The sequence below is a fragment of the Streptomyces sp. NPDC006925 genome, assembly GCF_042869575.1.
Classification (GTDB): Bacteria; Actinomycetota; Actinomycetes; order Streptomycetales; family Streptomycetaceae; genus Streptomyces.
In genome coordinates this window covers 75,539-100,140 of sequence record NZ_JBIAGB010000020.1, presented here as the reverse complement: position 1 = coordinate 100,140, position 24,602 = coordinate 75,539, and the positions used below count along the sequence as shown (strand labels likewise).

The following is a 24,602-nucleotide window of genomic DNA, read 5'->3' as shown; positions in this document are numbered from 1 at the left end:
GTGACGGAGTCTGTAGCCGACGTAGCACGCGTCGGAGTGGTGGGCTGTGGGCAGATGGGTGCGGGTATCGCGGAGGTGTGTGCGCGGTCCGGCCTCGAGGTGATGGTCGCGGAGACCACCGGTGAGGCCCTGGAGCTCGGGCGCACCCGGCTGGTCAACTCGCTCGGCAAGGCCGCCGACCGCGGCAAGATCAGTCGGCAGGAGTGCGACGAGACGCTGGAGCGGCTCTCCTTCACCACCGACCTGGGCGACTTCGCCGACCGCGACCTGGTCATCGAGGCCGTGATCGAGAACGAGCAGGTCAAGACGGAGATCTTCCAGGTGCTGGACCAGGTGGTGACCCGCAGCGACGCCATCCTGGCCTCCAACACCTCCTCGATCCCGCTGGTGAAGCTCGCCGTGGCCACCTCGCGGCCCGACCAGGTCATCGGCATCCACTTCTTCAACCCGGCGCCGGTGCAGCAGCTCGTCGAGCTGATTCCCGCCCTGACCACCGGCGAGGAGACCGTCAAGCGGGCCGAGTCCGTGGTCGGCCAGGTACTGGGCAAGCACACCATCCGGGCACAGGACCGCTCCGGCTTCGTCGTCAACGCGCTCCTGATCCCCTACCTTCTCTCCGCCATCCGGATGTTCGAGTCGGGGATCGCCAGCCGCGAGGACATCGACAACGGCATGGAGATGGGCTGCGCCCACCCGATGGGCCCGCTCAAGCTCACCGACCTGATCGGCCTGGACACCGTCGCCTCGGTCGCCGACTCGATGTACGCCGAGTTCAAGGAACCGCTGTACGCCGCTCCCCCGCTCCTCCAGCGCATGGTCGACGCGGGCCGCCTGGGCCGGAAGGCCGGCGCGGGCTTCTACGCCTACTCCTGAGCTGCGGAGACATGCTGTCCGACCGTCGAGCACCAGTCGCGGTCCTGGAACAGTGAAGGCCGCTACCGGACGTACCGGTAGCGGCCTTCGAAGGTCATTCATTAGTGCGGCAGTTCGTGGACTCCTGGAACGCCGTGCTGAAGTCGCGTCGCGCCACCAGCAAGGCGATCTCCTGATCGGCTACCTGGTGGCGTCCCTGCGGGCGCGTCGCCACCCCTGGGCGCCGCGTGCCGCTGCGCGCCTCGGCTGCTGCGCTGGGCAGCTCGCCAGGCGGCCCAGAGCCGGTTCTCCCGGTTGCGGACCATGCGCACGACATCGGCACGGAACGCCTGGAGGTAGGGAACCGGCACGGCCACATCCTTCCCGGCTGCCCCGAAGGCAAGCCGGAACAGATGTCACCAGACCATGCAGCAGCCCCAAGCGCTGGTGGTCGGTCGTGAAAGTGCTGGTTGGCGGAGAGTGAATGTGCCGATCCTGAAGGACACGCAATGGGCTGGGCAGCTCAGCCGGATTCTGCGAGCAGGTGAACGACGCCGGCCGGGTTCTTGATCCAGTGGGTTCTGGATTCGAGGTCGTGCAGTGGTTCGACCTCGTCGCACGGGCGGATGCCGGTGCCGGCCAGTGTGGCGGTGGCCGCGTCCAGGTCATCGGTGTGGAGCTGCAACCACAGGTCGGGCTGGCTGTAGTTGTCGACGCAGTCCAGCCACAGCGTGTTGGGGCCGAACCGCACCGAATGAGTTCTTGAGACGGTCGGGGCGTAGGAAACGTCCTCTTCTTTGACGTCGAAGCCCAGGGTGTCGCGGTAGAAGACCACGGTGGCCTCGTACTGCGCCTTGGGGATCTTCATGGCGATGTTCAGACCGGCGGTGAACTCAGGCTGGTTCATTGTCAGGTGGCTCCTTGGTCGGGGTGGCGGTGGCGCCCAGTGCGCGTTCCAGCGCGGTCAGCCGGTCATCCCATCTGTTGGCGAGCTTGGCCAGCCATATCTGGGCCGCGCGGATGGGCGCTGGTTCCAACCGGTAGGGGTGGCGCCGGCCGGCCGGTTCAGCGGAGCTGATCAGGCCCGCTTCGGCGAGCTGGTCGAGGTGCTTGGCCACTGCCTGTCGGCTGATCGGCAGCCGCCGGGCCAGATCGGTGACGGTCGCGGGTCCGACGCGGGCGAGTTCGTCCAGCAGCGCCCGCCGGGTCGGATCGGTGAGCGCCGCGAACACCGCGACGGCCTGTTCCTGTGCATCAGGCCGCCGCATCGAGGTAGGTCTCCAGGTCGCCCAGTTCTGCGGTCCATCCCTGGCTGTTGGCCTGGTGGGCGGACCGCGCAACGTGGTCGGCGGCCTGGGCGAACCCGCTCTCCACCAGACGCAGCCGAGTCCCGTCCGCTACGGGCTCCAGGGTGAAGGTCACCAGCGTCAGGGGCGCGTCGTCCCCCGGCCAGCCCTCGATCGGCCACCTGAACGCCAAACGGTGTGGTGGATCGACGATCGTGATCGTGGCGACGGATTCTTCGTCGAGGCCATCCCAGCGGAAATACGCTCGACCGCCGGGCCGTAGATCGATCTCAGCTACCGAGCCGAACCATTGCGACAGCCCTTCGGCGGTGGTCAGCGCGGCCCACACCCGCTCGGCGGGATGCCGCAGCACCGTCTCGCGTTCGATCCTGTCCGGAACCACACCCCTACCCCTTCGCAACCTTTGAGTTGCCATAATGATGGCAACCTAATAGTTGCGATGAGCATTCCGCAAGCCCGGCCCGGAACGCGCGATCGTCGCACGACCTGCCAACCGTCCGCCGTGGCTCATCAGCTCACGACGCGACCGGCACTTCCCCTGTCCGCGTGTCGGCACCCGCTGTCCGGGGGCTTCTTCTCCCCTCAAAAAGGTCCGGGCCCGAGGCGCACCCGGACCCCAACAGCCCCTGCGCACACGGGAGACCGTGGCGAAGGATCGCCACCCGGGCCCCGCGCGGCGTACCGTTCTGAGTGTCCAGGTCAGAACGAGGAGTCCCGTATGCCCGAGCAGACTGACAGCAGCGAGACGTTCGGCCAGAGGGTCCGCCGAGCGCGCATCCGCAACGGACAGACCAGAGCAGTCGTCGGCGGACTCGTCGGCCGCAGCACCGAATGGGTCAAGGCCATCGAGACCGGCCGCCTCAAATGCCCCCGGCTTCCCCTGCTCCTGCACTTGGCAGACGTACTCGGCGTCACCGATCTCGCCGAACTGACCGGCGACGACCGCGTGACAGCCGCAGCCCATGCGAAGACGGCACACGAAGCTCTTCCGGGCGTCCGCGCGGCCCTCACCTCCTATCGCCTCTCCGGTCATGACGAGGAACCCGAGAGCGCCGACGAGCTGGCGCGCAGGGTCTCTCACGCCTGGCACCTGTGGCACGCACCTGGCGAACACCGCACGCGCATCGCCGTGGTCCTGCCCGACCTGCTCGCCGACGCCCAGCACTCCGCACGAGCTCTCGACGGAGTCGACCGGCGCCGTGCCCTGGCCGCACTCGCGGAGACGTACCACCTCGCCCAGCTCTTCCTCTCGTTCCAGCCCGCGCCCGAGCTGGTGATGCTCACCGGAGACAGGTCGATGGCGGCGGCCCAGGACGCGGACAGCCCCAGGGCGATGGCTGCCGCTGCCTGGTACATGAACCACGTCTTCCGGGACGCGGGAGAGCGGCACGAAGCCCGCGTCGACCTCGCGATGAAGGCCGCCGACCTCCTGCGCCCGGAGGCGTCACGGGACGAGTTGGCCCGCTGGGGACTCCTGCACCTGGCTGCGGCCCTGTCGTATGCGAAGGTCGGCCGCCGCGGTGATGCCGACCGGTTCTGGGACCGTGCCGACGAGGCGGCCCGGCGGCTGGGGCCTGACTACTCGCACCCGTACCTCATCTTCGGCCGGGGCATGGTGGACGCCTACGCGATCACCATGCAGAACGACTTGGTCCGGCCCGGCGCCGCGGTGGAGGCGGCTCACGCCGTGGAGATCGAAGGGACGCCGTCGGCTACACGACGCGCGTTCCATCAGATCGAGTCGGCTCGGGCCTACGCTCTGCAGGGCGAGACCGTGGCGGTGGTGCACCTGCTGAAGCGTGCGTTCGAGACCTCACCGGAAACCGTGCGGTACAACCTGTTCGCTCACTCGACCCTGAGGGAGACGCCCGATCGCGGACTGGTGCGGGACGACGTGAGGTATCTCCGCGCCAAACTGAGGGTGTCCGCGTAGGTACACTCCGTACCTGTCGGGAGGGGGGTACAGACCCTACCTGTAGCCCCCCGCACGGCTTCTTACCGTCTGTGCATTGCCCACTACAGAGGACACGGCGATGACACAGACGACGGAGCGCGCACCCTTCAAGCGCGGTGACTACCTGGTGGACGAGGCCACGCGGCAGCTCGTGCCGCCCGAGCCCGGTTGGGTGGGCCGCGTACAGCAGGTCCTCGGCGGGCCGCCGCCGAGGTACGTCCTGGTGACCCCGACCGGCTACGAGTGGCGGGCCCGTCCGGAGCACGTACGTGCCGCCGCCGCAGGGGAACGCGCGGACTACGAGGCCGCATTGGAACGCAGGCGCCGCGGGCTGCGCGAGCTCGGCCGTCGGCTCGCCGGGAGCCGCCGCGCATGAGCACCCTGAGGATCCGCGTCTCCCGTGACGGCGGCCGGACCTGGAGCCGGTGGCGCACGCTGCGCGGCGGCAAGCGCTGTGCCACGCGTGCCGACTGGGGGCCCTGCCGGTGCCCGCGCTGCCGGGAGGGACGTGACCGCGATGCCGCCTGAACCCGCGACGACCACGCCCCGTGGCGGCACCTGGTACGGCGCCTGCCCCCGCTGCAAGCAGCCCCTGGAGCTGACCAGCGGACGCGACGACGCGGGCCGCGTCGTCAGCGCCCGCTGCCGCCGCTGCCCACCCGCTCACCCGTCAGGAGGACCGCTGATGCCCGGAACCGCCGGACAGGACGGCACACCGTGACCGGCCACGACGCGCCGAGCGGCCTGCTGGAGGTCGTGTCCGGCGGGCTCGGGCGGTACTGGGAGGGCACCGCCGTGACCGCGCCCGCCGCATGGTCGGACGCTGCGCTCGCCGACCGGACCGCGGCCTTCACCCACCTGGCCTGGCAGGCGCGCGGTGCGGAGAGCGCCCATCCGGCCACCCACGCCGCCAGCCGGCTGGCTCTCGCCGCCGCGCAGGAGGCGTGGGCCTGGGGGGTGGCTCTCGCCGCGGGCGCGGACATCCCGCCGTTCCGGCTGCTCCCCCGCTGGCTGGCGCACGATCCGCCGGACGTGCAACTGGAGGCGTGCGTCCGGCTGCTGGCCGCCGCCCGCACCGGCGTACTGCCCGCGGCCCCTTACCGCTGCGCGGTCTGTCCCGCGGACCAGAACCTCCACCTGGTCGTCCACGTCCGCTGCACCGGACCCGGCCTCCAGGAGTGGCGCTGCGGCCTGTGCGTCCGGCTGCCCACCGACCCGGACACCGTCCCCGAACCGATCGACGTCCTGTACCGCTCTCACCTGCGCCGGGACGGCGACGGGCCGTGACCCCTCGCCGTACGGCCCGGCGTCACACGGCGGTGCGCCGGGACGACTTCCGCCGGGCGAGTCGGCGCCGCGCTCCCGGACCGGCCCCGGCGGGTGTGCGCGGCCCCGCGGCGGCACCGGCCGGGCCCGGGAGCAGCCCCGGCCCGGCGGCTCGCCGTCACACGGCGGGGGTGTCGGCGTGCGGCTCGCCGCCCGGCTGGTCCGGGTCGTCGTCGGAGGGGCCGCCCGACGTGTTGGACGTGCCGGAGGAACCGCTCGGCGTTCCGAGCGGCTTGTCGGGCTTGCTGTCGGAGGGGGCGGCCGCGGTCCGGTCCGGCACCTCCAGCGTCGGATCCGGCGCGCCGGGCGGCGCATCCGACGACTGGTCCGACGCGGCCGTCGGCTGGTCGCCGGGCTTCTTGAGCTTCTCGACCGTCCGGCGGCGGGCCGCGTCGACCGAGGTCCGCACCACCGAGAGCGGCATGGCGACCGCCTCCAGGGGTTTGCGCTCGGCGTCCACGCCGAGGAAGGTCTCGGCCAGTCCTCCGATGACCATGATGACCGCGCCGACCAGGAAGCCGATGTAGAGCCTGCCGCGTTCGGTGCCGTCGCCGATGAGCCAACCGTAGAAGTAGGGTCCGGTGGCTCCGGCGGCCTGGCCGATGGCGAAGAAGAGCGCGATGGCCTTGCCGCGCACCTCCAGCGGGAAGATCTCGCCCGCCGTCAGGTAGCCGGAGGAGGCGCCCGCGGAGGCGAAGAAGAAGATGATGCACCAGGCGGCGGTCTGGGTGGTCGCGGTCAGCACGTCGGCGACGAACAGCGTCGCGGTGACGCCCAGCGCGCATCCGGAGAAGAGATAGGTTCCGGCGATCATCCAGCGCCGTCCCACGATGTCGAAGAGCGGCCCCAGAATGATCGGACCCAGCAGGTTCCCCGCGGCGAACGCGAGCAGGTACATCGGGGCGTCCTTGTCCGAGACGCCGTAGAACTTCGTCAGTACCAGGGTGTACGTGAAGAAGATCGCGTTGTAGAGGAACGACTGCGTGATCATCAGCGTGGAGGCGAGCACGGCCCGCTTGGGGTACCGGCGGAAGAGCACCCGCAGCAGCGTGACGTAGGTGCTGTGTGCCGACTCGCTGATCTCGATGGCGTCCTCGTCCTCGACCGGCGGCAGCTTCTTGCCGTGGGCGCGCACGGCGGACTCGATCCGGGCGATGGCGGCCTCGGCCTCGGCCTCCCGCCCGTTCATGATCAGCCAGCGGGGACTCTCGGGCAGATGGCGCCGGACGAACAGCACGGAGAAGCCCAGCACCGGGCCGAGCAGGAACCCGATCCGCCAGGCGACCGCGTCGTCGAAGGAGCTGAGGATCACCAGCTCGGCGACGGTGCCGACCATGGCGCCGGCCCAGTAGGTGCCGTTGACCAGCAGATCGACCCGGCCCCGGAAGCGGGCGGGCATCATCTCCTGGATCGCCGAGTTGATGGCCGCGTACTCGCCGCCGATACCGGTTCCGGCGATGAAGCGGGTCATGTACAGGAAGGCGTCCCAGCCGGGCCCTTGCCCGTAGGTGAGCGCGGTCAGCCCGCTGCCGAACAGGTAGACGCCGAACGTCAGCAGGAAGAGTTTCCGCCGCCCGAAGCGGTCGGCCATCCGGCCGAAGAAGAGCGCACCGGTGACCTGGCCGACCAGGTAGACGGTCGCGATCAGCCCCGCCTCGCTGGAGGAGAGCCCCAGGGTGTCCGAGCGGGTGAGGACCGAGGTGACCGAACTGGCGACCGTGATCTCCAGGCCGTCCAGGATCCACGCACAGCCCAGCGCCGCGATCATCTTCGTGTGGAAGCCGGACCAGGGCATCCGGTCGATACGAGCAGGGATCAGGCTGCGGAGCGGGGTGTCCGCCGGACGGGATGATGAGTTCGCTGCTGCCACGCCGTCACCCGTAACCGCCGCCGACCGTCCATCAGAAGATCGTCCGGGCTTCTCACCCGAAAAGATGAGGGGACATCCGCCGGTGACGGATGTCCCCTCGAACGCCGGGACGAGAATCGGTCAGGCGCCCCGCAGCACCGCGCCCGTCCGCTCGACCGCCTCGGCGACGGCCGCGTCCCGCGCGGCGGACGCCTCCTCGGCCTTGAGCGTGCGGTCCGGAGCCCGGAAGCGCAGCGCGTAGGCCAGCGACTTGCGGCCCGCGCCCAACTGCTCGCCGGTGAAGACGTCGAACAGCCGCAGCGACTCCAGCAGCTCGCCGGCACCGGCCCGCAGCGCACTCTCCACCGCGGCGGCCGGCACGGCCGCGTCCACGACCAGGGCCACGTCCTGCGTGGCCACCGGGAACGTGGACACGTGCGGCGCCCGCACCGGGTCGCCTCCGGCCCGCTCGACCAGGTCGAGGTCCAGCTCCATGGCGCAGGTGCGCTCCGGCAGGCCCAGCGCCTTCAGCACCCGCGGATGCAGCTCCCCGGCATGCCCGGCCAGTACCTGCGCGCCGTCCAGCAGCACATACAGCGCGGCGCAGCGCCCCGGATGCCAGGGCACGAAGGCGGCGCTCTCCACGGTGAGCCGCACCCCGGCCTCGGCGGCCACGGTGCGCGCCGCCTCGACGGCGTCGGCCCAGGTGGCAGGACGGCCCGCGCCCCACCATCCGGCGCGCTCCCGGGAGCCGGCCAGGACGACGGCCACGTGCCGGGGCTGCTCGGGCAGCGCGGCATCCAGCGAGTCCAGCTCCTCCCGGGTGGGCCGCCGGGTGACCGGGGGCCGTCCGGCCGAGTCGCCCGTGCCGGTGGGCAGGAAGACCAGGCCCGTCTCGAACAGCGCCAGGTCGTGGCTGCCCCGCCCGTCGTTGCGGCGCAGCGAGGCCAGCAGACCGGGCAGCAGCGTGGTGCGCAGCCCGGGCTCCTCGTCGGAGAGCGGATTGACGAGCTGCACCGTGCGCCGCCGCGGGTCGCCCGCCTCCAGGCCCAGCGCGTCGAAGGCCGCGGCCCCGACGAACGGGTACGACGGCGCCTCCACATAGCCCGCGCCCGCCAGCGCGCGGCCGACGCGGCGGTGCAGCCGCTGGCGCTCGGTCAGCCCGCGGCCCGGCAGCGGCCTGGGCAGCGTGGCGGGCAGGTTCTCGTAGCCCTCCAACCGGGCGACCTCTTCGGCCAGGTCGTTCGGGTCCGTCAGGTCGGGCCGCCAGGACGGCACGGTGACCGTCAGCTCGTCCGGGGCGCCCGGGGTGCCGGACGGCGCGGTGTTCCCGTAGACGTCGCAGCCGACCTGCTGGAGGCGGCGCACGACCGTCTCACGGCCGTAGGCGACGCCCGCGACGCGGTCGGGGTGGTCGGCGGCCATCCGGACCGTACGCGGCCCCGAGGGAGTGGTGATCTCGGTGACGCCCGGGTCGGCCGTGCCGCCCGCGAGGAGCTTGAGCAGGTCGACCGTGCGCTGCGCCGCCGCTGCCGCGGCCTGCGGGTCGACGCCGCGCTCGAAGCGGCGCGACGCCTCCGAGGAGAGCTTGTGGCGGCGTGCGCTGCGAGCGACGGAGACCGGGTCGAAGTGCGCGGCCTCGATCACCACGTCCGTCGTACCGGCGGCGGTGGCACCGTCCGGGCCGGCGGCCGCGTCGGCGATCTCGGTGTCGGCGCCGCCCATCACGCCGGCCAGGCCGATGGGCCCGCGGTCGTCGGTGATGACCAGGTCACCGGCGTCGAGGGTGCGCTTGACCCCGTCGAGGGTGATCAGCTTCTCGCCGCTCTCGGCGCGGCGCACCCCGATGGTGCCCTGGACCCGGGAGCGGTCGTAGGCGTGCAGCGGCTGGCCCAGTTCCAGCATCACGTAGTTGGTGATGTCGACGGGCAGCGAGACCGGGCGCATCCCGGCCTTCTGCAGCCTGCGCTGCAGCCAGATCGGGGACCGGGCCCCGGGGCGCAGCCCGGAGACGGTGCGCGCGGTGAACCGGTCGCAGCCCAGCGGGTCGGCGACCCGCACCGGGTAGCCGTCCGCGGTCGGCGGGGGCACGTCCAGCAGCGCCGGGTCGCGCAGCGGCAGCCCGTAGGCGGTCGCCGTCTCCCGGGCCAGGCCGCGCAGCGAGAGGCAGTAGCCGCGGTCGGGCGTCACCGCGATGTCGAGGACCTCGTCCACGAGTTCGAGCAGCTCGATCGCGTCGGTGCCGGCCTCGTGCTCGGGCGGCAGCACCAGGATCCCGCCGTGGTCCTCGCCCAGGCCCAGCTCCCGCTCGGAGCAGATCATGCCCTCCGAGACGTGCCCGTAGGTCTTCCGGGCGCTGATCTCGAACCCGCCGGGCAGCACGGCACCCGGCAGCACGACGACGACCTTGTCGCCGACGGCGAAGTTGGTGGCCCCGCAGATGAGGTTCTGCGGCTCCCCGGTGCCGTTGGCCGCGCCCACGTCCACCTGGCAGTGGCGGATGGGCTTCTTGAACCCGGACAGCTCCTCGATGGCCAGGACCCTGCCCACCACCAGCGGGCCCTTGAGCCCGGCACCGGTCCGCTCCACCGTCTCGACCTCGAGCCCGGCCGCGATCAGCCTGGCCGCGACGTCCCGGCCGGTCTCGGAAGCCGGCAGGTCGACGTACTCCCGCAGCCACGAAAGCGGCGCCCGCATCAGATCTCCATCCCGAACGGCAGGGTGAAGCGCACGTCACCCTCGACCATGTCTCGCATGTCCTCGACGTTGTGGCGGAACATCAGCATCCGCTCGATGCCGAACCCGAAGGCGAACCCGCTGTAGCGCTCCGGGTCGACACCGCAGGCCGTCAGCACCCGCGGGTTGACCATGCCGCAGCCGCCCAGCTCGATCCAGCCCTCGCTGCTGCACGTACGGCAGGGGTTGTCCGGGTCGCCCACGGAGGTGCCCCGGCACACGAAGCACACCATGTCCATCTCGGCGGAGGGCTCGGTGAAGGGGAAGTAGGACGGCCGCAGCCGGGTGCCCAGCCCCTCCCCGAACAGCGCCGAGACCATGTGGTCGAGGGTGCCCTTGAGGTCGGCCATGGTCAGCCCCTCGTCGACGGCCAGCAGCTCGACCTGGCCGAAGACGGGGGTGTGCGTGGCGTCCAGCTCGTCGGTGCGGTAGACCCGGCCGGGGCAGATGACGTAGACGGGCAGTTCGCGCTCCAGCAGCGAGCGGATCTGCACCGGGGAGGTGTGGGTGCGCAGCACCACGCCGGAGTCCTCGGCACCGCCCGGACCCCGCACGAAGAAGGTGTCCTGCATGGTGCGGGCCGGGTGGTCGGGGTCCAGGTTGAGCGCGTCGAAGTTGAACCACTCGGCCTCGACCTCGGGCCCCTCGGCGACCTCGTAGCCCATCGCCACGAAGACGTCCTCGATCCGCTCGGACAGCGTGGTCAGCGGGTGCCGCGCGCCGGCCGGACGGCGGTCGTGGGGCAGCGTGACGTCCACGGCCTCCTCGACCAGCACACGCTCGTCGCGCTCCCGCTCCAGCTCCTCCTGCCGGGCCTTGAGGGCCTTGCTGACGGCCCCGCGGGCCTGTCCGACTCGCTTGCCCGCTTCCGCCTTCGCCTGCGGCGGCAGCGCGCCGATCTCGCGGTTGGCCAGCGCCAGCGGGGAGCGGTCCCCCGCGTGCGCCGCCTTGACCTCGCGCAGCGCCTCCAGATCCCCGGCGGCGGCGACGGCGTCGAGCGCCTCGTCCCTGGCCCGGTCGATCGCTTCCGGTTTCAGTGCCTCGACCTCGACTGGGTCGTACGACTTGTTGGGTGCCGACATCTCTTCCCGTGTTTCCGATTGGTGGCTGCGCCCCGCCCGTGCCCGGTGACTGCGTGCCGGGGCCCGAGTCTAAGGGGGGCCGCCCGGTGGCGGACACGCGGAGGCCGCCGGGCCTGCGGTGCCTGGTTGCGGAGTCGGCCCGTGCGCGCCGGTGGAGCTCGGGGTCAGGCCAGGAAGGCCGGGGCGCCCACGGGCAGGATAAATCGGAACCGGGCCCCGCTCGCGTCCGCGCTCTCGGATCCCGCACCGGCCTGAGGCCGCGCGGCGGCCCCGGAGCGGTCGGCGCCCTGCGCCCGTTCGACGGTGATGACACCGCCGTGCGCCTCCACGATGCCCTTGACGATGTAGAGGCCCAGGCCCGTACCGCCGCGCCTGCTGCCGCGCCAGAAGCGGGTGAACACGCGGCTCATGGACTCCTCCGGGATACCTGGCCCCTCGTCGCTGACCGTGACGGCCGTCCCGGCGGTGCCGGGCTCCCGCGGGGACGACGCGGGGCGCACCTCGATGGTGACAGTTCCCTCGCCGTGCCGCACCGCGTTTTCCAGCAGGTTGGCGAGCACCTGCTCGATCTTGTCGGGGTCGGCCCACAGGTCGGGGAGCGAGTCGGCGATCTCCGTGCGGAAGCGGGAGGCGGGCTCGCCCGCGGCGATATGGGCCTCCACGTGCCGCCGCACCACGGCCGGCAGGTCGAGCCGCTGGCGGCGCACCTCCAGCCGCCCGGAGTCGATGCGGGAGATGTCCAGCAGCTCGGCGATGAGCCGTGTGACGCGGTTGGCGTCCGCGTTGACGGTCTCCAGCATCAGCCGCTTCTGGTCGTCGGTGAAGCGCTCCCACTTGGCCAGCAGCGTCGCGGTGAACCCCTTGACTGAGGTGAGCGGCGAGCGCAGCTCGTGCGCGACGGTGGCGATCAGCTCCGCATGGCTGCGCTCGGTGCGCCGTCTGGCCTCGGTGCCGCGCAGCGTGACGACGACCCGCTCGACCGGCCCGCACGGGCGGTCCCGTACATAGCGCGCCGCGACCAGCACCTCGTGGCCGCCGGGCAGCAGCAGGTTCCGCTCGGGCTGCGCGCTGCGGATCGCGAGCCCGCCGTACGGGTCGGTCAGCTGCCACCAGCGGCGCCCGTCCAGGTCCTCCAGCGGGAGCGCGGTGTGCAGCGGACTGCCCAGCGCCTCCTCCCGGGACCGCCCGGTGATGCGGGCCGCCGCGGCGTTGAAGCAGACGACGCGCCCGGCGCCGTCGGCGACCACGAGTCCGTCAGGCAGGTCGTCGGGCTGCACGTCCATGCCGTTCCGCCCCTCCTCCGGCGCCCTCGGTACCCGGCGCCCGGGGGCGACACCCTACTAGCTCTGGGTGACCGCGTGGCACCTCAGCGGGCACGAGGGCACCTCAGCGGGCACGTTGGGCGCGCGCCGAGGCGTAGAGGCAGACGGCGGCGGCCGTCGCGAGGTTGAGGCTCTCGGCGCGGCCGTGCAGCGGCACCCGGACCACGGCGTCCGCCAGCGCCCGCGTCGCCTCCGGCAGCCCCCACGCCTCGTTGCCGAACACCCAGGCGGTGGGCCCGGCCATCGCACCGGCGTCCAGTTCCTCGTCCAGGTCCCGCTCCCCGGTGCCGTCGGCGGCCACCACGCGCACCCCGGCCCCGGTCAGGGCCCGGGCCGCCTCCTCGACGGGGACGCCGACGGCGACGGGCAGATGGAAGAGCGAACCGGCCGAGGACCGCACCGCCTTGGGGTTGTACAGGTCCACCGAGGCGTCGGTCAGCACCACCGCGTCGGCTCCGGCGGCGTCGGCGCAGCGCAGCACGGTGCCCGCGTTCCCGGGGTCGCGCACATGTGCGAGGACGGCGACCAGCCGGGGGCGGGCCGCCACGATCTCGGCGAAAGGCCGGTCGACGAAGCGGCAGAGCCCCACGACGCCCTGCGGGGTGACGGTGTCGGACATCTCCGCGACCACCTCGTCGGAGGCGGTGAGCACCGGGACGCGGGCCGCTCGGGCGGCGTCCAGCAGGTCCGCGTGCCGGGCGGCGGCCTCCGGCGTCGCGTAGACCTCGACCAGGTGCTCCAGCGCCTCCCGCACCGCCTGCGGCCCCTCGGCCAGGAACCGCCGCTCCTTGCCGCGGAAGCTCCGCTTGCCGAGCTTGCGGGCCGTGACGACGCGGGGCGACCGCAGCGAGGTCAACTCGGGGGGCATGGAGGGTGCTCGCTCACTTTCGGAGAGGGGCGGGCAGCATCCGCCGCCGCACACAGTTCTCGCCGCCGCGGCGGAGCCACGGCGGCGAGGGTCCGGCGACAGGGCCGAAGGCGTCGGGTCGAAGGCTCAGCCGGAGGTTCAGGCGGCCTTCGGCGCGTTGACGTCGCTCGGCAGCGCCTTCTGCGCGACCTCGACCAGCGCGGTGAAGGCCGCGGCGTCGTTGACGGCGAGGTCGGCCAGCATCTTGCGGTCGACCTCGACGGAGGCGGCCTTCAGACCCTGGATGAAGCGGTTGTAGGTGATGCCGTTGGCGCGGGCAGCGGCGTTGATCCGCTGGATCCACAGCTGACGGAAGTCGCCCTTGCGCTTCTTGCGGTCGTTGTAGTTGTAGACGTAGGAGTGGGTGACCTGCTCCTTCGCCTTGCGGTACAGGCGCGACCGCTGGCCGCGGTAGCCGCTGGCCTGGTCCAGGATCGCCCGGCGCTTCTTCTGAGCGTTGACCGCCCGCTTGACGCGTGCCACGTGATTACTCCTTGTTGGCGGGTCCGGGAAGGGGCTTCACTGCCCGGCCCGAGTCGATGGGGTCCCGGTCGTGCGGGGACTTACTTGCCGAGAAGCTTCTTGATCTTCTTGGCGTCGGCCGGGGCCGCTTCGGTCTTGCCGGCAAGGCGGCGCGTCAGCGTGGACGGCTTGTGCTCGAGAAGGTGGCGGCGGCCGGCGCGCTGGCGCATCACCTTGCCGGAGCCGGTGACCTTGAAGCGCTTGCGGGCACCGCTGTGCGTCTTGTTCTTCGGCATGTCGCCGTTTCACTCCTCGTCGAGACGCTCCCGGTGCCCGGCGGGCAGGCGGAAGCGCCGTTCGTTCGTTTCGGGTTCCAGGGCGGGTGCCCCGGGAGTGCTCACGCCTCGGCAGGCTCCTCGGCGGACTCCTCAGCGGGTGCGGCCCCCTGCTGGCGCTCCGCCTTGCGGGCGGCCTGCGCCTCGCGGGCCTCGGCCATCGCCTCGGTCTTCTTCTTGTGCGGACCGAGAACCATGATCATGTTGCGGCCGTCCTGCTTCGGGTTGGACTCCACGAAGCCCAGGTCCGCCACGTCGTCCGCGAGCCGCTGCAGCAGTCGGAAGCCCAGCTCGGGGCGGGACTGCTCACGACCGCGGAACATGATCGTGATCTTGACCTTGTCACCCTGCTTGAGGAACCGGACGACATGACCCTTTTTGGTGTCGTAGTCGTGCGGATCGATCTTCGGCCGGAGCTTCATCTCCTTGATGACCGTGTGCGCCTGGTTCTTGCGCGCTTCACGGGCCTTCATGGCCGACTCGTACTTGAACTTGCCGTAGTCCATGAGCTTGCACACCGGCGGACGGGCGTTCGCCGCGACCTCGACCAGGTCGAGGTCGTACTCCTGGGCGAGCTCCAGGGCCTTGGCAAGCGGCACGATGCCGACCTGCTCGCCGCTGGGACCGACGAGTCGCACCTCGGGGACGCGAATGCGGTCGTTGATGCGGGGCTCGGCGCTGATGGGGCCTCCTCGGGTACACCGCGCGAGCGTCTGGCGGACGGCCGCGCATGAATCTGCAATCAGTTGGTGACCACCGCACGCGAACGCGAAAAACGCCCCGGACGGGTCACAGGCGGGGCTCCTCACAGACCGGGAGCACCGCCGCGGAAACCGCGGGGCGCAGCCTGACCTTTGACCCGCGGCCCGAAGGGCCACCAGGTGGGAGAGCGGAGCCTCCACTTGCGGGCTGGAGTCGGTCCCTGTCGCTGGCGGCGGGGACGGACTTCAGCCGGTCGGTGTCCCAGCATAGCAGCAGGGCGCCGGGAACGCCGCCCGGCCCCCGCCGGGGCGCGGCCGGACCTGCCGGGCCCGGCCGTCGCGCCGGCGCCGGAGCCCGGCCGTCCGCGCTGCGGCGGGCCGCGCGGACCGTACGACAATACGGGAGCGGCGGGGGCTTAGGGTGATCCGCATGAGTGACGCCGCAGCCGCCGGGGAGCCCTCCGGTCAGACCCCCGACTTCGACAACCTGACCCGCGACATCGCGGACGTGCCGGCCGTCGAGGTGATCACCACCGTGGCGGTGCACCTGATGAGCTCCGCCGCCGTCAACCTCGGCCTGGCCGAGGAGGGCGCGCAGCACAAGGACCTGGACGAGGCGCGCAAGCTGATCCAGGCGCTGGCCGGGCTCGTCACCGCGAGCGCCACCGAGATCGGCTCGTACCACGCCGCGCCGCTGCGCGACGGCCTCAAGTCGCTCCAGCTCGCCTTCCGCGAGGCGTCCACCGTCCCGGACGAGCCGGGGCAGGGACCCGGCGAGAAGTACACCGGGCCCGTGCACGGCTGAGCAGCGGGACTGCTGCCGCGCGGGGCCGTCCGGGGCCGTGCGCATCTCAGTCGACCCTCGCCTCGCGGCGCGACCGGCGGTTGGGCTGCGGGTGCGTGACCATGTGCACATAGGCCGCCACGGCCCCGCCCACCAGCGGGGCGACGATGAACATCCACAGCTGGGTGAGGGCGGCCCCACCGGCGAAGAGAGCGGGCCCCAGGCTCCGGGCCGGGTTCACCGACGTGCCGGTCAGCGGGATGCCGACCAGGTGGACGACGGCCAGCGCGATACCGATGGGCAGCCCGTCGAAGCCGACCACCGCCACCTTGTGGGTGACCGCGAGCACGGTGTAGACGAACAGGAACGTCAGCACCACCTCGGCGACGAAGGCGCCGCCGGTGTTGATGTGCACCGCCGAGCGGTCACCGAAGCCGTTGCTGCCGAAGCTTCCGCTCGTCTCCAGGCCCGGCACCTGCTTGGCGACCAGGAACAGCAGCGCGGCGCCCGCGATCCCGCCGACCAGCTGCGAGACCCAGTACTTGACCGCCAGCTCCAGATCGAGCCGTCCGGCCAGGAACATCCCCAGCGTCACCGCGGGGTTGAGGTGGGAACCGGAGATCGGGCCGACGGCGTACGCCATGGCCAGCATCACGAAGCCGAACGTGAGCGCGATACCCAGCGAGCCGACGTACTCGGCCGCCAGCACGGCGGCGCCGACGCCGAAGAACACCAGCAGCAGAGTGCCCAGGAACTCCGCGGCGATCGGCTGTGGCTTGTCTTCCAGGTCTCTGATCTGTTCCGGACTGGCCTGGAGCGACTTGACCTGCATGTCGACCTCCCGTGGGGGTCGTCGGAGACGGCCGGGGGTCGGACGTTCCCGGCATTCCTCCTGAGTGTCCGATGCGGCCGCCCGGCCCGCATGTCGAGACGGCCCGCCCGGACGGCACCGGACGCGCCCGTCAGGCCGGGTCGGCGGGGCCGGTCCCGTCGGCGGGGCCGGTCCGGTCAGCGCGGTAGAAAGCCGCCTCGGGCAGCGGGCTGCCCGGTGGCAGGAGCGCCAGGTCGAGTCCCCGCGTCAACCGGGCGCGCAGCGTCTCGTCGGCGGCCAGCGCACCGGCCACCCGCTGGGCGAGGGACTGGAGCTCGGCTCCGGGCGCCGGGGCGAGGGCGAGCACGCCGTCCCCGGAGCCGTCGGCACTCCCGGGTGCCAGATGGGCGCCGAGCACAGCGGGCTCGGCCGCCAGCACCGCACGCAGCGCCCCGGCGACGGCCGGGTCGGCCGAGACCGACGTGTGGACGCGTCCCTCGGCCAGCGCGTGCAGCGCCGCCCCGGTCAGCTCGTAGGGCACCGGACCGGCCAGGTCGAGGAGCAGCGTGTCCGCCTGCTCGTGGGCGACCGCCTGGAGCGCCTGCCCCAGCGGTACGGCCACCGGGCGCGCGTCGGGCCGCCAGCGGGACAGCGCCTCGGTGGAGGTGAAGGCGGGCAGCGCCCGCCGCCCGCCGGGCGCGTTCAGCGTGGGGACGGCCATCTCGCTGGTCTTGTCGCGGCGCAGCCCGTCCTCGCCGGTCTCGGCCTCGGTGAGGACGGCGACGACGGGAACCAGGAGCCGCGCCTCGCGCAGCGCCTCCAGGATCCCGGGCTCGGCCCCCGGTGTCCGGCCCTCGGCCTCCCATGCGGCGAGCGCCTCGGCGAGCGCCGCGTCGGCGGTGCCGTCGTCTCGGGAGAAGGCCGATGCCGGAATGTTCTTGAGCGCCACGCACCGAGCGTATCGGGTGCCGGGAACCATGGGCTGCGGGAGGGGGCGGGCACCGGTAGCGTCGGCGGGATGAACGCGCGAGGAGGGACGGCGGGCGGGGCGCCCGAGCCGGCACGACTGTCGCCGGAACCCGCGCGGACGGTGCCGCGGGACGCGGCACGGCTTCCCGAGCCGGCTCCCCCGGCGCGGCTGTCCCTGGCCGCCCAGCCGCTGGAGGGCGCACCGGAGCCGGTGGCGCGCGGCGCGGAGGAGGTGTTCGTCGCGGCGAGCGTGATGAAGGTGCACATCCTCGCGGCGCTGGCGCTGCGGGCGCAGGGCGCGCTCGGGCATCGGGCGCGGGAGGTGACGGCTCAGGAGCGGGCGTGGGCCGCCGCGATGATCGAGCGCAGCGACAACGCCGCCGCGAACGCACTGTGGCAGGCCGCCGGAGGCGCCGCGGGCGTCACCGCGGCCGGACGGCTGCTGGGGACGGCCCGTACCCGCGCGGCCCCGGACGGGCGCTGGGGGCTGAGCACGACCACGGCCGCGGACCAGCTCGCGCTGCTGCGTGCCGTGCACGGCCGCGGGCCGCGGCGGGAGGTGCTCGCGCCGTGGGCGCGGCAGTGGGTGCGACACCTGATGGGCCGCGTCGTCCCCGGACAGCGCTGGGGTGTCACCGCTGCCGCCGACCCCTGTGACGACGCGCCCGGGGTACCGCAGGGCGAGGTGAAGAACGGCTGGCTGCCGCGCACGGCGACCGGGCTGTGGGTGGTCAGCAGCGTGGGGCGGGTGACCGCGGCGGGCCGCCCCTGGCTGCTGGCGGTGCTCTCGGACGGGCACACCACCCGGCAGGAGGGCGTCGCCGCGGTGGAGCGGGCCGCCCGCGCCGCGGTGCGGGGGCTCACGGACCGGGCGGGCCGGGGCCGGGAACCGATCGCACGGAGCGGCGGAGCAGCCGGGCCGGCTTCCGGGGAGTGAACCCGCGGTGCACGGCGACGGCGGTGCCGATCAGAACCGCACCCGCCGCACCCGCCAGGATCGCGAACCAGCCGGGGCCGCCCTCGTCCCCCGCCCGCGCGGAGCCGAAGTACTCCTTGCGGTACGAGCCCACGGACGGCCGCTGGGCGCGCGGCTCGATGTGGGAGCCCACCTCGATGGCCGCCGCCGGGTCCACCACCCCGGTGCCGACCGCGTCGCTGCGTCCGCCCTCCGGGGTGTGCCCGGCAGTGTCCGAGATCAGCTCCTTGATCTGGGCCGGGCTCAGCTGGGGGTGGGCGGCCCGCACCAGCGCGACGGCGCCGGAGGTGAAGGCCGCGGCGGCGCTGGTCCCCCAGCCCTGGTAGTAGCTGCGGTCGGGGTCGGCGATGAGGATGTCCTGGCCCGGCGCGGCCACGGTGGCGTACCAGCGGCGGGTGGAGAAGGAGGCCCGCGCGCCGTTCCGGTCGACCGCGGCCACGGCGATCACCCCGGGGTAGGCGGCGGGGTAGGAGATGTGGTCGCCGTCCTCCCCTCCGTTGCCGGCCGAGGCGACGACGACGGCGCCCTTGCGCAGCGCGTAGCGGACGGCGGCGTCCTCCCGGGCGTCGGGGTGCGCGGAGTCGCTGTCGTCCCCGAGCGAGAGGTTGATGACGTCGGCGCCGTGGTCGGCGGCCCAGCGGATGCCGTCGGCCAGCGCGGTCTTGCGCCGGTCGCGGGCCTCGGCACGCTGCGGGTCCTTCTCCTCCAGCAGCACCCGGACCGGCAGGATGCGGGCCTCGGGCGCGATGCCGAGCACCCCGTCCTCGCCGTCCTTGCCATGGCCGTGCCCGGCGATGATCCCGGCCATGGCGGTACCGTGCCGGGCCCAGGCGCGGTCGCCCTTCCCGGCGCCCATGCCGACCATGTCCTCGCCGGAGCGGACATTGCGGTGCAGGTCGGGGTGGTCGGCGTCGACGCCGGTGTCCAGTACGGCGACGGTGACGCCGCGGCCCTTGGTGGTCTTCCACGCCTCCCGGGCGTGCAGCGCGTCCAGCGCCCACTCCTTCTCCTGGAGGCCGGCACCCCGCGCGTGGGCCGTTCTCGCGGCGAGCGGACCGAGTGCCAGCACGGTGCAGAGCAGGGGCAGCAGCGTACGCAGCAGAGGCTTCATCGGCTTCCGTCCTCACCGGCACCGTCGTCCCTGCCGCCGCCGTGGCCGTCTCCGTCGGCCCGGTCCCGGTCCTCGGTGTCCCGGCCGCCCTTCGCCGCCGGGTCGGCATCGCCGGACTCCCGCCGGACGGTGGCCTGGCGCAGCCGCCGCTCGATCCGGTCGGCGATGCCCTGGGCCTCGTGGCCGAGTCCGGCCTGCGCCGCGGCCGAGGTCTCGGCCTTGCGGGTGGCGTCGTTCGCCGACTGCGGGTCGGTGACGACGCGGCCGTCGGCGAAACCGGAGACCGAGTAGACCACGACAGGCGCGTCGCGGAGCACGTGCACCGTCCAGCTGGCGCGCTGCGCGTCGCCGAAGTCGGCGGCGACCGTGCCGCGGGCGGCGTACGGACGGGGCATCAGATCGGTGCGCCGGCCGAGGTTCTGGGCGGCGAACCGCTGCCGCAGGTCCCGCATGGCGGCCGGAGCGGCCTTGGTGAACATCAGCCCGACCGTGGTGACGCTGCTGGAGGTCTCGTCGGCGTAGGTGGCCCGCACCAGCCGGGCACAGCCGACCGGGCTGAGCGCCTTGGCCAGCAGCGGGTCGAAGGCGTGCGCGCAGCCGCTGTCGGGGGCCACCGCGATGCGGGTCCAGCCGCGGTCGGCGCCGCCGGGTCCGGCGCCCTTCCCCGCCAGGGTGCGCGGGAACAGGTCGTCGACCGGGATCTCGTGCCAGGCGGCGCGGGCCCCGTCGAACCCGGCGGCCACCGAGTGCCGTCCCGCCTCGTCCCCGGACAGCAGCGTCCCGGCGGCCGCGCCGCCCAGCAGCCCGACACCGAGCACGAGGCAGACGGCGACGACGAGCGAACGCACCGTCAGCGGGGAGGGTCCGAAGGGCGCGGCGGACAGCATCGGGCGCAGCCTGGCGGGTCCCCTCGGTGCGGGCGGCGGCGTGGGTCCCGGGTCGGCAGGCGCGGCGGGCCGCTGGGTCGGCACGAAGGCGGTGCGCTGCGGCCCCGTCCCGGTACCCGGATCGCGGCCCGGACCGGGATCCGGCCGGGCGGGGGCGCTCTCCGGCCCTGCGGCCTTACCGGCCCCCGCGGTGGCAGCGAACGAAGCGGCAGCAGCCGACGGAGCGGCGGGAGGCGGCGGAGCGCCCGGAGGCGGCGGAGCACTCGGTTGCGGCGGGACGCCCGGTTGCGGCGGAGCCGCGGGCCGGGGCGGAGCGGCGGGAGGATCGGGGACGGCAGCGCGGTCGGCGTCGGTGCTCATGTGCCCCCTCCGTGCGATACCGCCCCGCACGAACGCCGGTTCGAGCGAGCGTGTTCGTCGTGGCCGCGGTGAACTGTTCGCCGCGTGCGTACCGTCGCAGCGTGCGGCGTCACTCTACGGTGCGCACCGGGAGGGACGGCAACCCGGCCGAGCTGTGCTGACACGCCCGACGCGAGGGGGCGGCCGGGGTGTTGCGGCGCTCCGGGGCTGTGCGGGCGCGGGCACCTCTGGCAAGCTGCGAGAGTGTTCGATACGACTGCCGCTCCCGCCGCCGACCGTGCCCGGTACGACCGCGCGACCGCCCATCTCGACGCGCCCCTCGCGCTCGTCGACCTGGCGGCGTTCGACGCCAACGCGGACGATCTCGTACGGCGGGCCGGCGGCAAGCCGCTGCGGGTGGCCAGCAAGTCGGTCCGCTGCCGCGCCCTGTTGGAACGGGTGCTGGCAAGGGACGGGTTCCACGGGGTGATGAGCTACACCCTCGCCGAGTCGCTGTGGCTGGCCAGGTCGGGCGTCGAGGACGTACTGCTGGCCTACCCGTCGGCCGACCGCGGCGGTTACGCGGAGCTGGCCTCGGACCCGAAGCTGGCCGCCGCGGTGACCGTGATGGTGGACGACCCCGCACAGCTCGCCCTGATCGACGCGGCACGGGAGGGCGGTGGCGAGCCGATCCGGGTCTGCCTCGAACTGGACACCTCGCTGCGGCTGCTGGGCGGCCGGATCCGGGTCGGCGCCCGCCGCTCCCCGCTGCACTCCCCCGCCGAGCTGGTCGACCTCGCACGCGCCGTGCAGCGGCGCCCCGGCTTCCGGCTGGTCGGCCTGATGGCGTACGAGGGGCACGTGGCGGGCGTCGGCGACGCGGTGCCCGGTGCCGCGCTGCGCTCGCGCGCGGTGCGGCTGATGCAGCGGACGGCCCGCCGCGAGCTGGCGGCGCGCCGCTCGGCGGCGGTGCGGGCGGTCCGCGCGGTGGCGCCGGATCTGGAGTTCGTCAACGGCGGCGGTACGGGCAGCGTGCAGCACACCGCTGCCGAGGAGGCGGTCACGGAGATCGCGGCCGGCTCGGGACTGTACGTGCCGCGGCTGTTCGACAACTTCACCTCCTTCACCGGCCGTCCCGCCGCGCTGTTCGCCATGCCTGTGGTGCGCAGGCCGGGGGTGGGCGTGGTCACCGTGCTCGGTGGCGGCTACCCCGCCTCCGGGGTCGCCGGGCGCGACCGGCTGCCCGAGGTGTACCTGCCCGCGGGACTGCGCTACGACCCGCAGGAGGGGCCGGGCGAGGTGCAGACCCCGCTGCTGGGGCCGCCCGCCGACGACCTGCTGATCGGGGACAAGGTGTGGTTCCGGCACGCCAAGGCCGGTGAGCTGTGCGAGCGGTTCGCGACGCTGCACCTGGTGGAGGGCGACCGGGTGACGGACGCGGTGCCCACCTACCGGGGCGAGGGCATGACGTTCCTGTGAGGAAGTGGGGCGGTGAGGGACCCGGCCCCGGACGGCTGCCCGGGTCGCGCCGTCAGACGGCCTCGCGGTTGCCGTCGTCGGCACCCTCGCCCAGCCCGGTGCGGACCACGCCCTTGCGCAGCTTGTCCAGATCGGAGGCGGGAGGCGCCTTGGGCGCGATGTCGACGCTGCTCCACAGGGCGAGGATCTCGTCCTTGAGGTGCGGTGAGCGGAAGACCACGGCCTCGACGTAGGCGTCCGGCTCCAGCTTGTTCTCCACCCGCCAGCGGACGCGGTACCCCGGCCGGCCGGCGACCGTGACCGTGCCGGACTCGACGACCTCGTGGTCGGTGATGCCGCCGTACGCCTTCTTGGAGTACGACTGCTTCGCGTTCTTGGCCACCTGGAGCTCGGCGGCCTCCTTCAGCGCCTTCTCGCCCTCCCAGCCGCTGGAGACGGGCAGCAGCTTCGCGCCGCCGCGCACACAGTTCGTCTCCTGCCCGGGGCACCGGTACGCGGTGCGGTGCGCGACGAAGCCGGATTCGGGGTCGGGCCGCTCCCATCCCTCGGGGACGGTCAGCCCGACGCCGAGCCCGGGTTCGGGGACGACGTCGCCGGGTGAGCTCTCCGGCGCCGGGGAGTCCTGGTCGCCGTGGTCGCCGGGCGGGTCGTCCTTGCCGTCGGGGCCGGTGGCCTCCGGGGAAGGGGAGGAACTGGAGGCCGCCTTGGGCTCCTCGTCGTCCGAACCGCCCGCCACCAGCACCCCGCCCACGGCGAGGGCGGCGACCAGCACGACCGCGCCGACGATGCCCGCGATGAGCGGACCGCGCCCGGCCTTCCCGCCCCCCGGCCCGGCGGCGGCGCCCGTGGCGGGCCGGGTGTGCCGGGTCCAGGTGGTGCCGTCCCACCAGCGCTGCTGGGGCGGAAGTGGGGGCGTCTGCCCGGGATCGGGGTACCAGCCGGGTGGGGTCGTCATGCTCACGCCCGCACCCTAGGGCACAGGCGTACGAGGCCGCCGGGCGCCCCCGAGGGTGCGGGTCCGCGGACCCGCACCCCGGTGCGCCTACGCGGCGCCGTGGGCGGTGTCGAGCTGGTCCGGGATGATCGAACCGTCGTTCCTGCGCACCGGACCGAGCGAGCCGTCGGGACGCGTGAAGCCCTCGGTGGAGCACGGGTAGGGCTCCCGCTTGCGGGGCAGCGGTTCGATGAACATCGGGTTCACCGCCCAGCGCCCGTCGGCGTCGTCGTAGCCGCGGCACATGATCTCCGGCTTGTTGCGGTTGAGCACCAGGTGGGTGCCCGTCGCGTCGCCGACGAAGGTGACGTCGGTGTCCGCGTCACCGCCGCCGATCGCGATCCGGTGCCGCCGGTCCTGCTTCTGCCAGGCCCGGGGCCCGTGGATACCGAAGATCTCCTGGTTGATCACGCACCGCTTGCCCTCGATGTACGGGATCATCTCCCCCTTGCTGCGGGGCATCCCTCCGCAGCCCTCGGTCCAGGTGGTGATCCGGCCGTGCTCGACCACACTGCGGATGGCGAAGGTGTGCCGGCGGTCGATACCGACACCGCGCGCCCACTCCTCGGCCACCGGCTCGGAGCCCGCCGAGACGATGTAGACCTCGAAACCGGCCTTCTTCAGCGTGCGGATCAGGTCCTGCTGCTGCTCGTAGTAGCGGCTGTAGGCAGGCACGGTGTGCGTGCCCACCCGCTGCGTGCTGCCGACGGGGGCCGCCAGCGCCTCGTCGCGCGCCGCCCTGGCGTAGGAGCGCAGTTCCGGCACGGTGTGGCCCGCGAAGAGCTGCGGCACCCAGGCGTACTGGGGGACGGTGCGCCGGTGGTTCCACTTCCCGGCGAACGCCTCCTCACCGGCCATCGTCTCGGCCTCGCCGCGCACCTGCAGGATCTCGTCGGCGCACGCGTCGTCGGTCGAGGTGGGCAGCGGGTGCCCCACCGGCACGTCGGTGCCGCACGCCTCGGTGAGCGCCCGGTCGGCGGCGTGGGTCAGCCACTTGCTGGTGTCGGACCAGCGCTCGGGGCGCAGGATCTTGTCGTGCCGCAGGGCCCAGGCGATGGTGGCGTCCGTCGAGTCGTTCTTGACGAGGGTGTTGTCCCAGTCGAACGCGGCGACCGGACGGCGGGTGCCGCCGCGCAGGTGCCCGGAGCAGGTGCCGCGCTCGTCGATGGTGCGCTGCAGCTTGGCCCGGTTGGCGCCGTGCCAGGGGAGTTCGGTGGAGAGCTGGGGGCAGTGGCGGCCGCCGCCGTGCCCGGCTGCTGCCTGCGCCGGGACGGGCGAGAGGGTCGCGGCGAGGGCCGCGGCCGCGGTGAGACCGGTCAGGACGGATCTGCTGCGCATGTGGCGCCCCTCCTGGGCTGTCGACAGTGACTCTGTGCACGCTACATCCATGACGGGCGCGTGCTGCTCCGGCCCGCCCGC

Annotated in this window: 25 protein-coding genes; 8 read left to right on the top strand and 17 right to left on the bottom strand. The window is 73.3% G+C overall.

What is annotated here, in order from left to right:
* Positions 1-873, top strand: coding sequence for a 3-hydroxybutyryl-CoA dehydrogenase (locus ACFYNS_RS24080; protein ID WP_177214260.1), 873 nt, complete (start codon positions 1-3; stop codon positions 871-873).
* Positions 874-1,375: 502 nt separating this feature from the next.
* Here ACFYNS_RS24080 and ACFYNS_RS24075 read toward each other — a convergent pair.
* The 3 genes from ACFYNS_RS24075 to ACFYNS_RS24065 are packed head-to-tail and all read right to left on the bottom strand — an operon-like array spanning position 1,376 to position 2,541.
* Positions 1,376-1,759 carry a hypothetical protein gene (locus ACFYNS_RS24075; protein ID WP_360302222.1) on the bottom strand — a complete coding sequence of 128 codons (384 nt, stop codon included), beginning with the start codon at positions 1,757-1,759 and terminating at the stop codon, positions 1,376-1,378.
* Positions 1,746-2,120, bottom strand: a complete 375-nt coding sequence (locus tag ACFYNS_RS24070) for a metalloregulator ArsR/SmtB family transcription factor (RefSeq protein WP_360302219.1) — start codon at positions 2,118-2,120, stop codon at positions 1,746-1,748. The genes ACFYNS_RS24075 and ACFYNS_RS24070 overlap by 14 nt, the downstream gene beginning before the upstream one ends.
* A complete protein-coding gene (locus tag ACFYNS_RS24065) occupies positions 2,107-2,541 on the bottom strand; it encodes an SRPBCC domain-containing protein (RefSeq protein WP_360302216.1) in 435 nt (144 codons plus the stop codon). The genes ACFYNS_RS24070 and ACFYNS_RS24065 overlap by 14 nt, the downstream gene beginning before the upstream one ends.
* Positions 2,542-2,877: 336 nt before the next feature.
* Between ACFYNS_RS24065 and ACFYNS_RS24060 the strand changes: the two genes are divergently transcribed.
* The 4 genes from ACFYNS_RS24060 to ACFYNS_RS24045 all read left to right on the top strand — a co-directional run bounded on the left by ACFYNS_RS24060 (position 2,878) and on the right by ACFYNS_RS24045 (position 5,400).
* A complete protein-coding gene (locus ACFYNS_RS24060) occupies positions 2,878-4,092 on the top strand; it encodes a multiprotein-bridging factor 1 family protein (RefSeq protein ID WP_388605007.1) in 1,215 nt (404 codons plus the stop codon).
* 100 nt (positions 4,093-4,192) lie between these two features.
* Positions 4,193-4,489, top strand: coding sequence for a hypothetical protein (locus ACFYNS_RS24055; protein WP_360302211.1), 297 nt, complete (start codon positions 4,193-4,195; stop codon positions 4,487-4,489).
* Positions 4,490-4,630: 141 nt separating this feature from the next.
* Positions 4,631-4,834: a hypothetical protein gene (locus tag ACFYNS_RS24050; RefSeq protein ID WP_360302208.1), complete on the top strand. Its 204-nt coding sequence runs from the start codon at positions 4,631-4,633 to the stop codon at positions 4,832-4,834.
* Positions 4,831-5,400, top strand: coding sequence for a hypothetical protein (locus ACFYNS_RS24045; RefSeq protein ID WP_360302205.1), 570 nt, complete (start codon positions 4,831-4,833; stop codon positions 5,398-5,400). Before ACFYNS_RS24050 ends, ACFYNS_RS24045 begins: the two co-directional genes overlap by 4 nt.
* Before the next feature lie 157 nt (positions 5,401-5,557).
* On the opposite strand, the gene ACFYNS_RS24040 is transcribed toward ACFYNS_RS24045, so the two are convergent.
* The 8 genes from ACFYNS_RS24040 to infC all read right to left on the bottom strand — a co-directional run bounded on the left by ACFYNS_RS24040 (position 5,558) and on the right by infC (position 14,875).
* Positions 5,558-7,309, bottom strand: a complete 1,752-nt coding sequence (locus ACFYNS_RS24040) for an MFS transporter (protein ID WP_360302202.1) — start codon at positions 7,307-7,309, stop codon at positions 5,558-5,560.
* A gap of 120 nt (positions 7,310-7,429) precedes the next feature.
* Positions 7,430-9,985: a phenylalanine--tRNA ligase subunit beta gene (gene pheT, locus ACFYNS_RS24035; protein ID WP_388605004.1), complete on the bottom strand. Its 2,556-nt coding sequence runs from the start codon at positions 9,983-9,985 to the stop codon at positions 7,430-7,432.
* Positions 9,985-11,106 (bottom strand): phenylalanine--tRNA ligase subunit alpha, encoded by a 1,122-nt coding sequence (gene pheS / locus ACFYNS_RS24030; protein WP_360303280.1) that lies wholly within the window; start codon positions 11,104-11,106, stop codon positions 9,985-9,987. Before pheS ends, pheT begins: the two co-directional genes overlap by 1 nt.
* Before the next feature lie 164 nt (positions 11,107-11,270).
* Positions 11,271-12,389, bottom strand: a complete 1,119-nt coding sequence (locus tag ACFYNS_RS24025) for an ATP-binding protein (RefSeq protein WP_360303282.1) — start codon at positions 12,387-12,389, stop codon at positions 11,271-11,273.
* A 103-nt stretch (positions 12,390-12,492) separates the two neighbouring features.
* Positions 12,493-13,296, bottom strand: coding sequence for an RNA methyltransferase (locus tag ACFYNS_RS24020; RefSeq protein ID WP_360303284.1), 804 nt, complete (start codon positions 13,294-13,296; stop codon positions 12,493-12,495).
* A gap of 138 nt (positions 13,297-13,434) precedes the next feature.
* On the bottom strand, positions 13,435-13,818 hold the full coding sequence (gene rplT, locus ACFYNS_RS24015; RefSeq protein ID WP_019360089.1) for a 50S ribosomal protein L20: 384 nt from the start codon (positions 13,816-13,818) through the stop codon (positions 13,435-13,437).
* A gap of 80 nt (positions 13,819-13,898) precedes the next feature.
* Positions 13,899-14,093, bottom strand: a complete 195-nt coding sequence (gene rpmI, locus ACFYNS_RS24010) for a 50S ribosomal protein L35 (protein ID WP_019360090.1) — start codon at positions 14,091-14,093, stop codon at positions 13,899-13,901.
* A 101-nt stretch (positions 14,094-14,194) separates the two neighbouring features.
* Entirely contained in the window at positions 14,195-14,875 is a 681-nt protein-coding gene (gene infC / locus ACFYNS_RS24005) for a translation initiation factor IF-3 (protein WP_388605035.1), read from the bottom strand.
* 388 nt (positions 14,876-15,263) lie between these two features.
* Here infC and ACFYNS_RS24000 point away from each other — a divergent pair, with 388 nt between their 5' ends.
* Complete coding sequence (locus ACFYNS_RS24000; protein ID WP_075000409.1) at positions 15,264-15,638, top strand: DUF1844 domain-containing protein; 375 nt, start codon at positions 15,264-15,266, stop codon at positions 15,636-15,638.
* A 46-nt stretch (positions 15,639-15,684) separates the two neighbouring features.
* On the opposite strand, the gene ACFYNS_RS23995 is transcribed toward ACFYNS_RS24000, so the two are convergent.
* Positions 15,685-16,449, bottom strand: a complete 765-nt coding sequence (locus ACFYNS_RS23995; protein ID WP_360303677.1) for an MIP family channel protein — start codon at positions 16,447-16,449, stop codon at positions 15,685-15,687.
* Positions 16,450-16,579: 130 nt separating this feature from the next.
* Complete coding sequence (locus tag ACFYNS_RS23990; RefSeq protein WP_388605001.1) at positions 16,580-17,377, bottom strand: SseB family protein; 798 nt, start codon at positions 17,375-17,377, stop codon at positions 16,580-16,582.
* A 69-nt stretch (positions 17,378-17,446) separates the two neighbouring features.
* On the opposite strand from ACFYNS_RS23990, the gene ACFYNS_RS23985 reads away from it, so the two are divergent.
* Complete coding sequence (locus tag ACFYNS_RS23985) at positions 17,447-18,334, top strand: serine hydrolase (RefSeq protein WP_388605000.1); 888 nt, start codon at positions 17,447-17,449, stop codon at positions 18,332-18,334.
* Here ACFYNS_RS23985 and mycP read toward each other — a convergent pair.
* Both mycP and ACFYNS_RS23975 read right to left on the bottom strand, forming a co-directional pair.
* Positions 18,258-19,484 (bottom strand): type VII secretion-associated serine protease mycosin, encoded by a 1,227-nt coding sequence (gene mycP, locus ACFYNS_RS23980; RefSeq protein ID WP_388604998.1) that lies wholly within the window; start codon positions 19,482-19,484, stop codon positions 18,258-18,260. The two genes, ACFYNS_RS23985 and mycP, sit on opposite strands and share 77 nt — an antisense overlap.
* Complete coding sequence (locus ACFYNS_RS23975; RefSeq protein ID WP_360303338.1) at positions 19,481-20,371, bottom strand: hypothetical protein; 891 nt, start codon at positions 20,369-20,371, stop codon at positions 19,481-19,483. The genes mycP and ACFYNS_RS23975 overlap by 4 nt, the downstream gene beginning before the upstream one ends.
* A 603-nt stretch (positions 20,372-20,974) precedes the next feature.
* On the opposite strand from ACFYNS_RS23975, the gene ACFYNS_RS23970 reads away from it, so the two are divergent.
* Positions 20,975-22,189, top strand: a complete 1,215-nt coding sequence (locus ACFYNS_RS23970; protein ID WP_388604997.1) for an amino acid deaminase/aldolase — start codon at positions 20,975-20,977, stop codon at positions 22,187-22,189.
* Between the two features lie 52 nt (positions 22,190-22,241).
* On the opposite strand, the gene ACFYNS_RS23965 is transcribed toward ACFYNS_RS23970, so the two are convergent.
* A complete protein-coding gene (locus ACFYNS_RS23965) occupies positions 22,242-23,144 on the bottom strand; it encodes a DUF2510 domain-containing protein (RefSeq protein WP_388605033.1) in 903 nt (300 codons plus the stop codon).
* 87 nt (positions 23,145-23,231) lie between these two features.
* A complete protein-coding gene (locus ACFYNS_RS23960) occupies positions 23,232-24,521 on the bottom strand; it encodes a haloacid dehalogenase-like hydrolase (RefSeq protein ID WP_388604995.1) in 1,290 nt (429 codons plus the stop codon).
* Positions 24,522-24,602 lie beyond the last annotated feature (81 nt).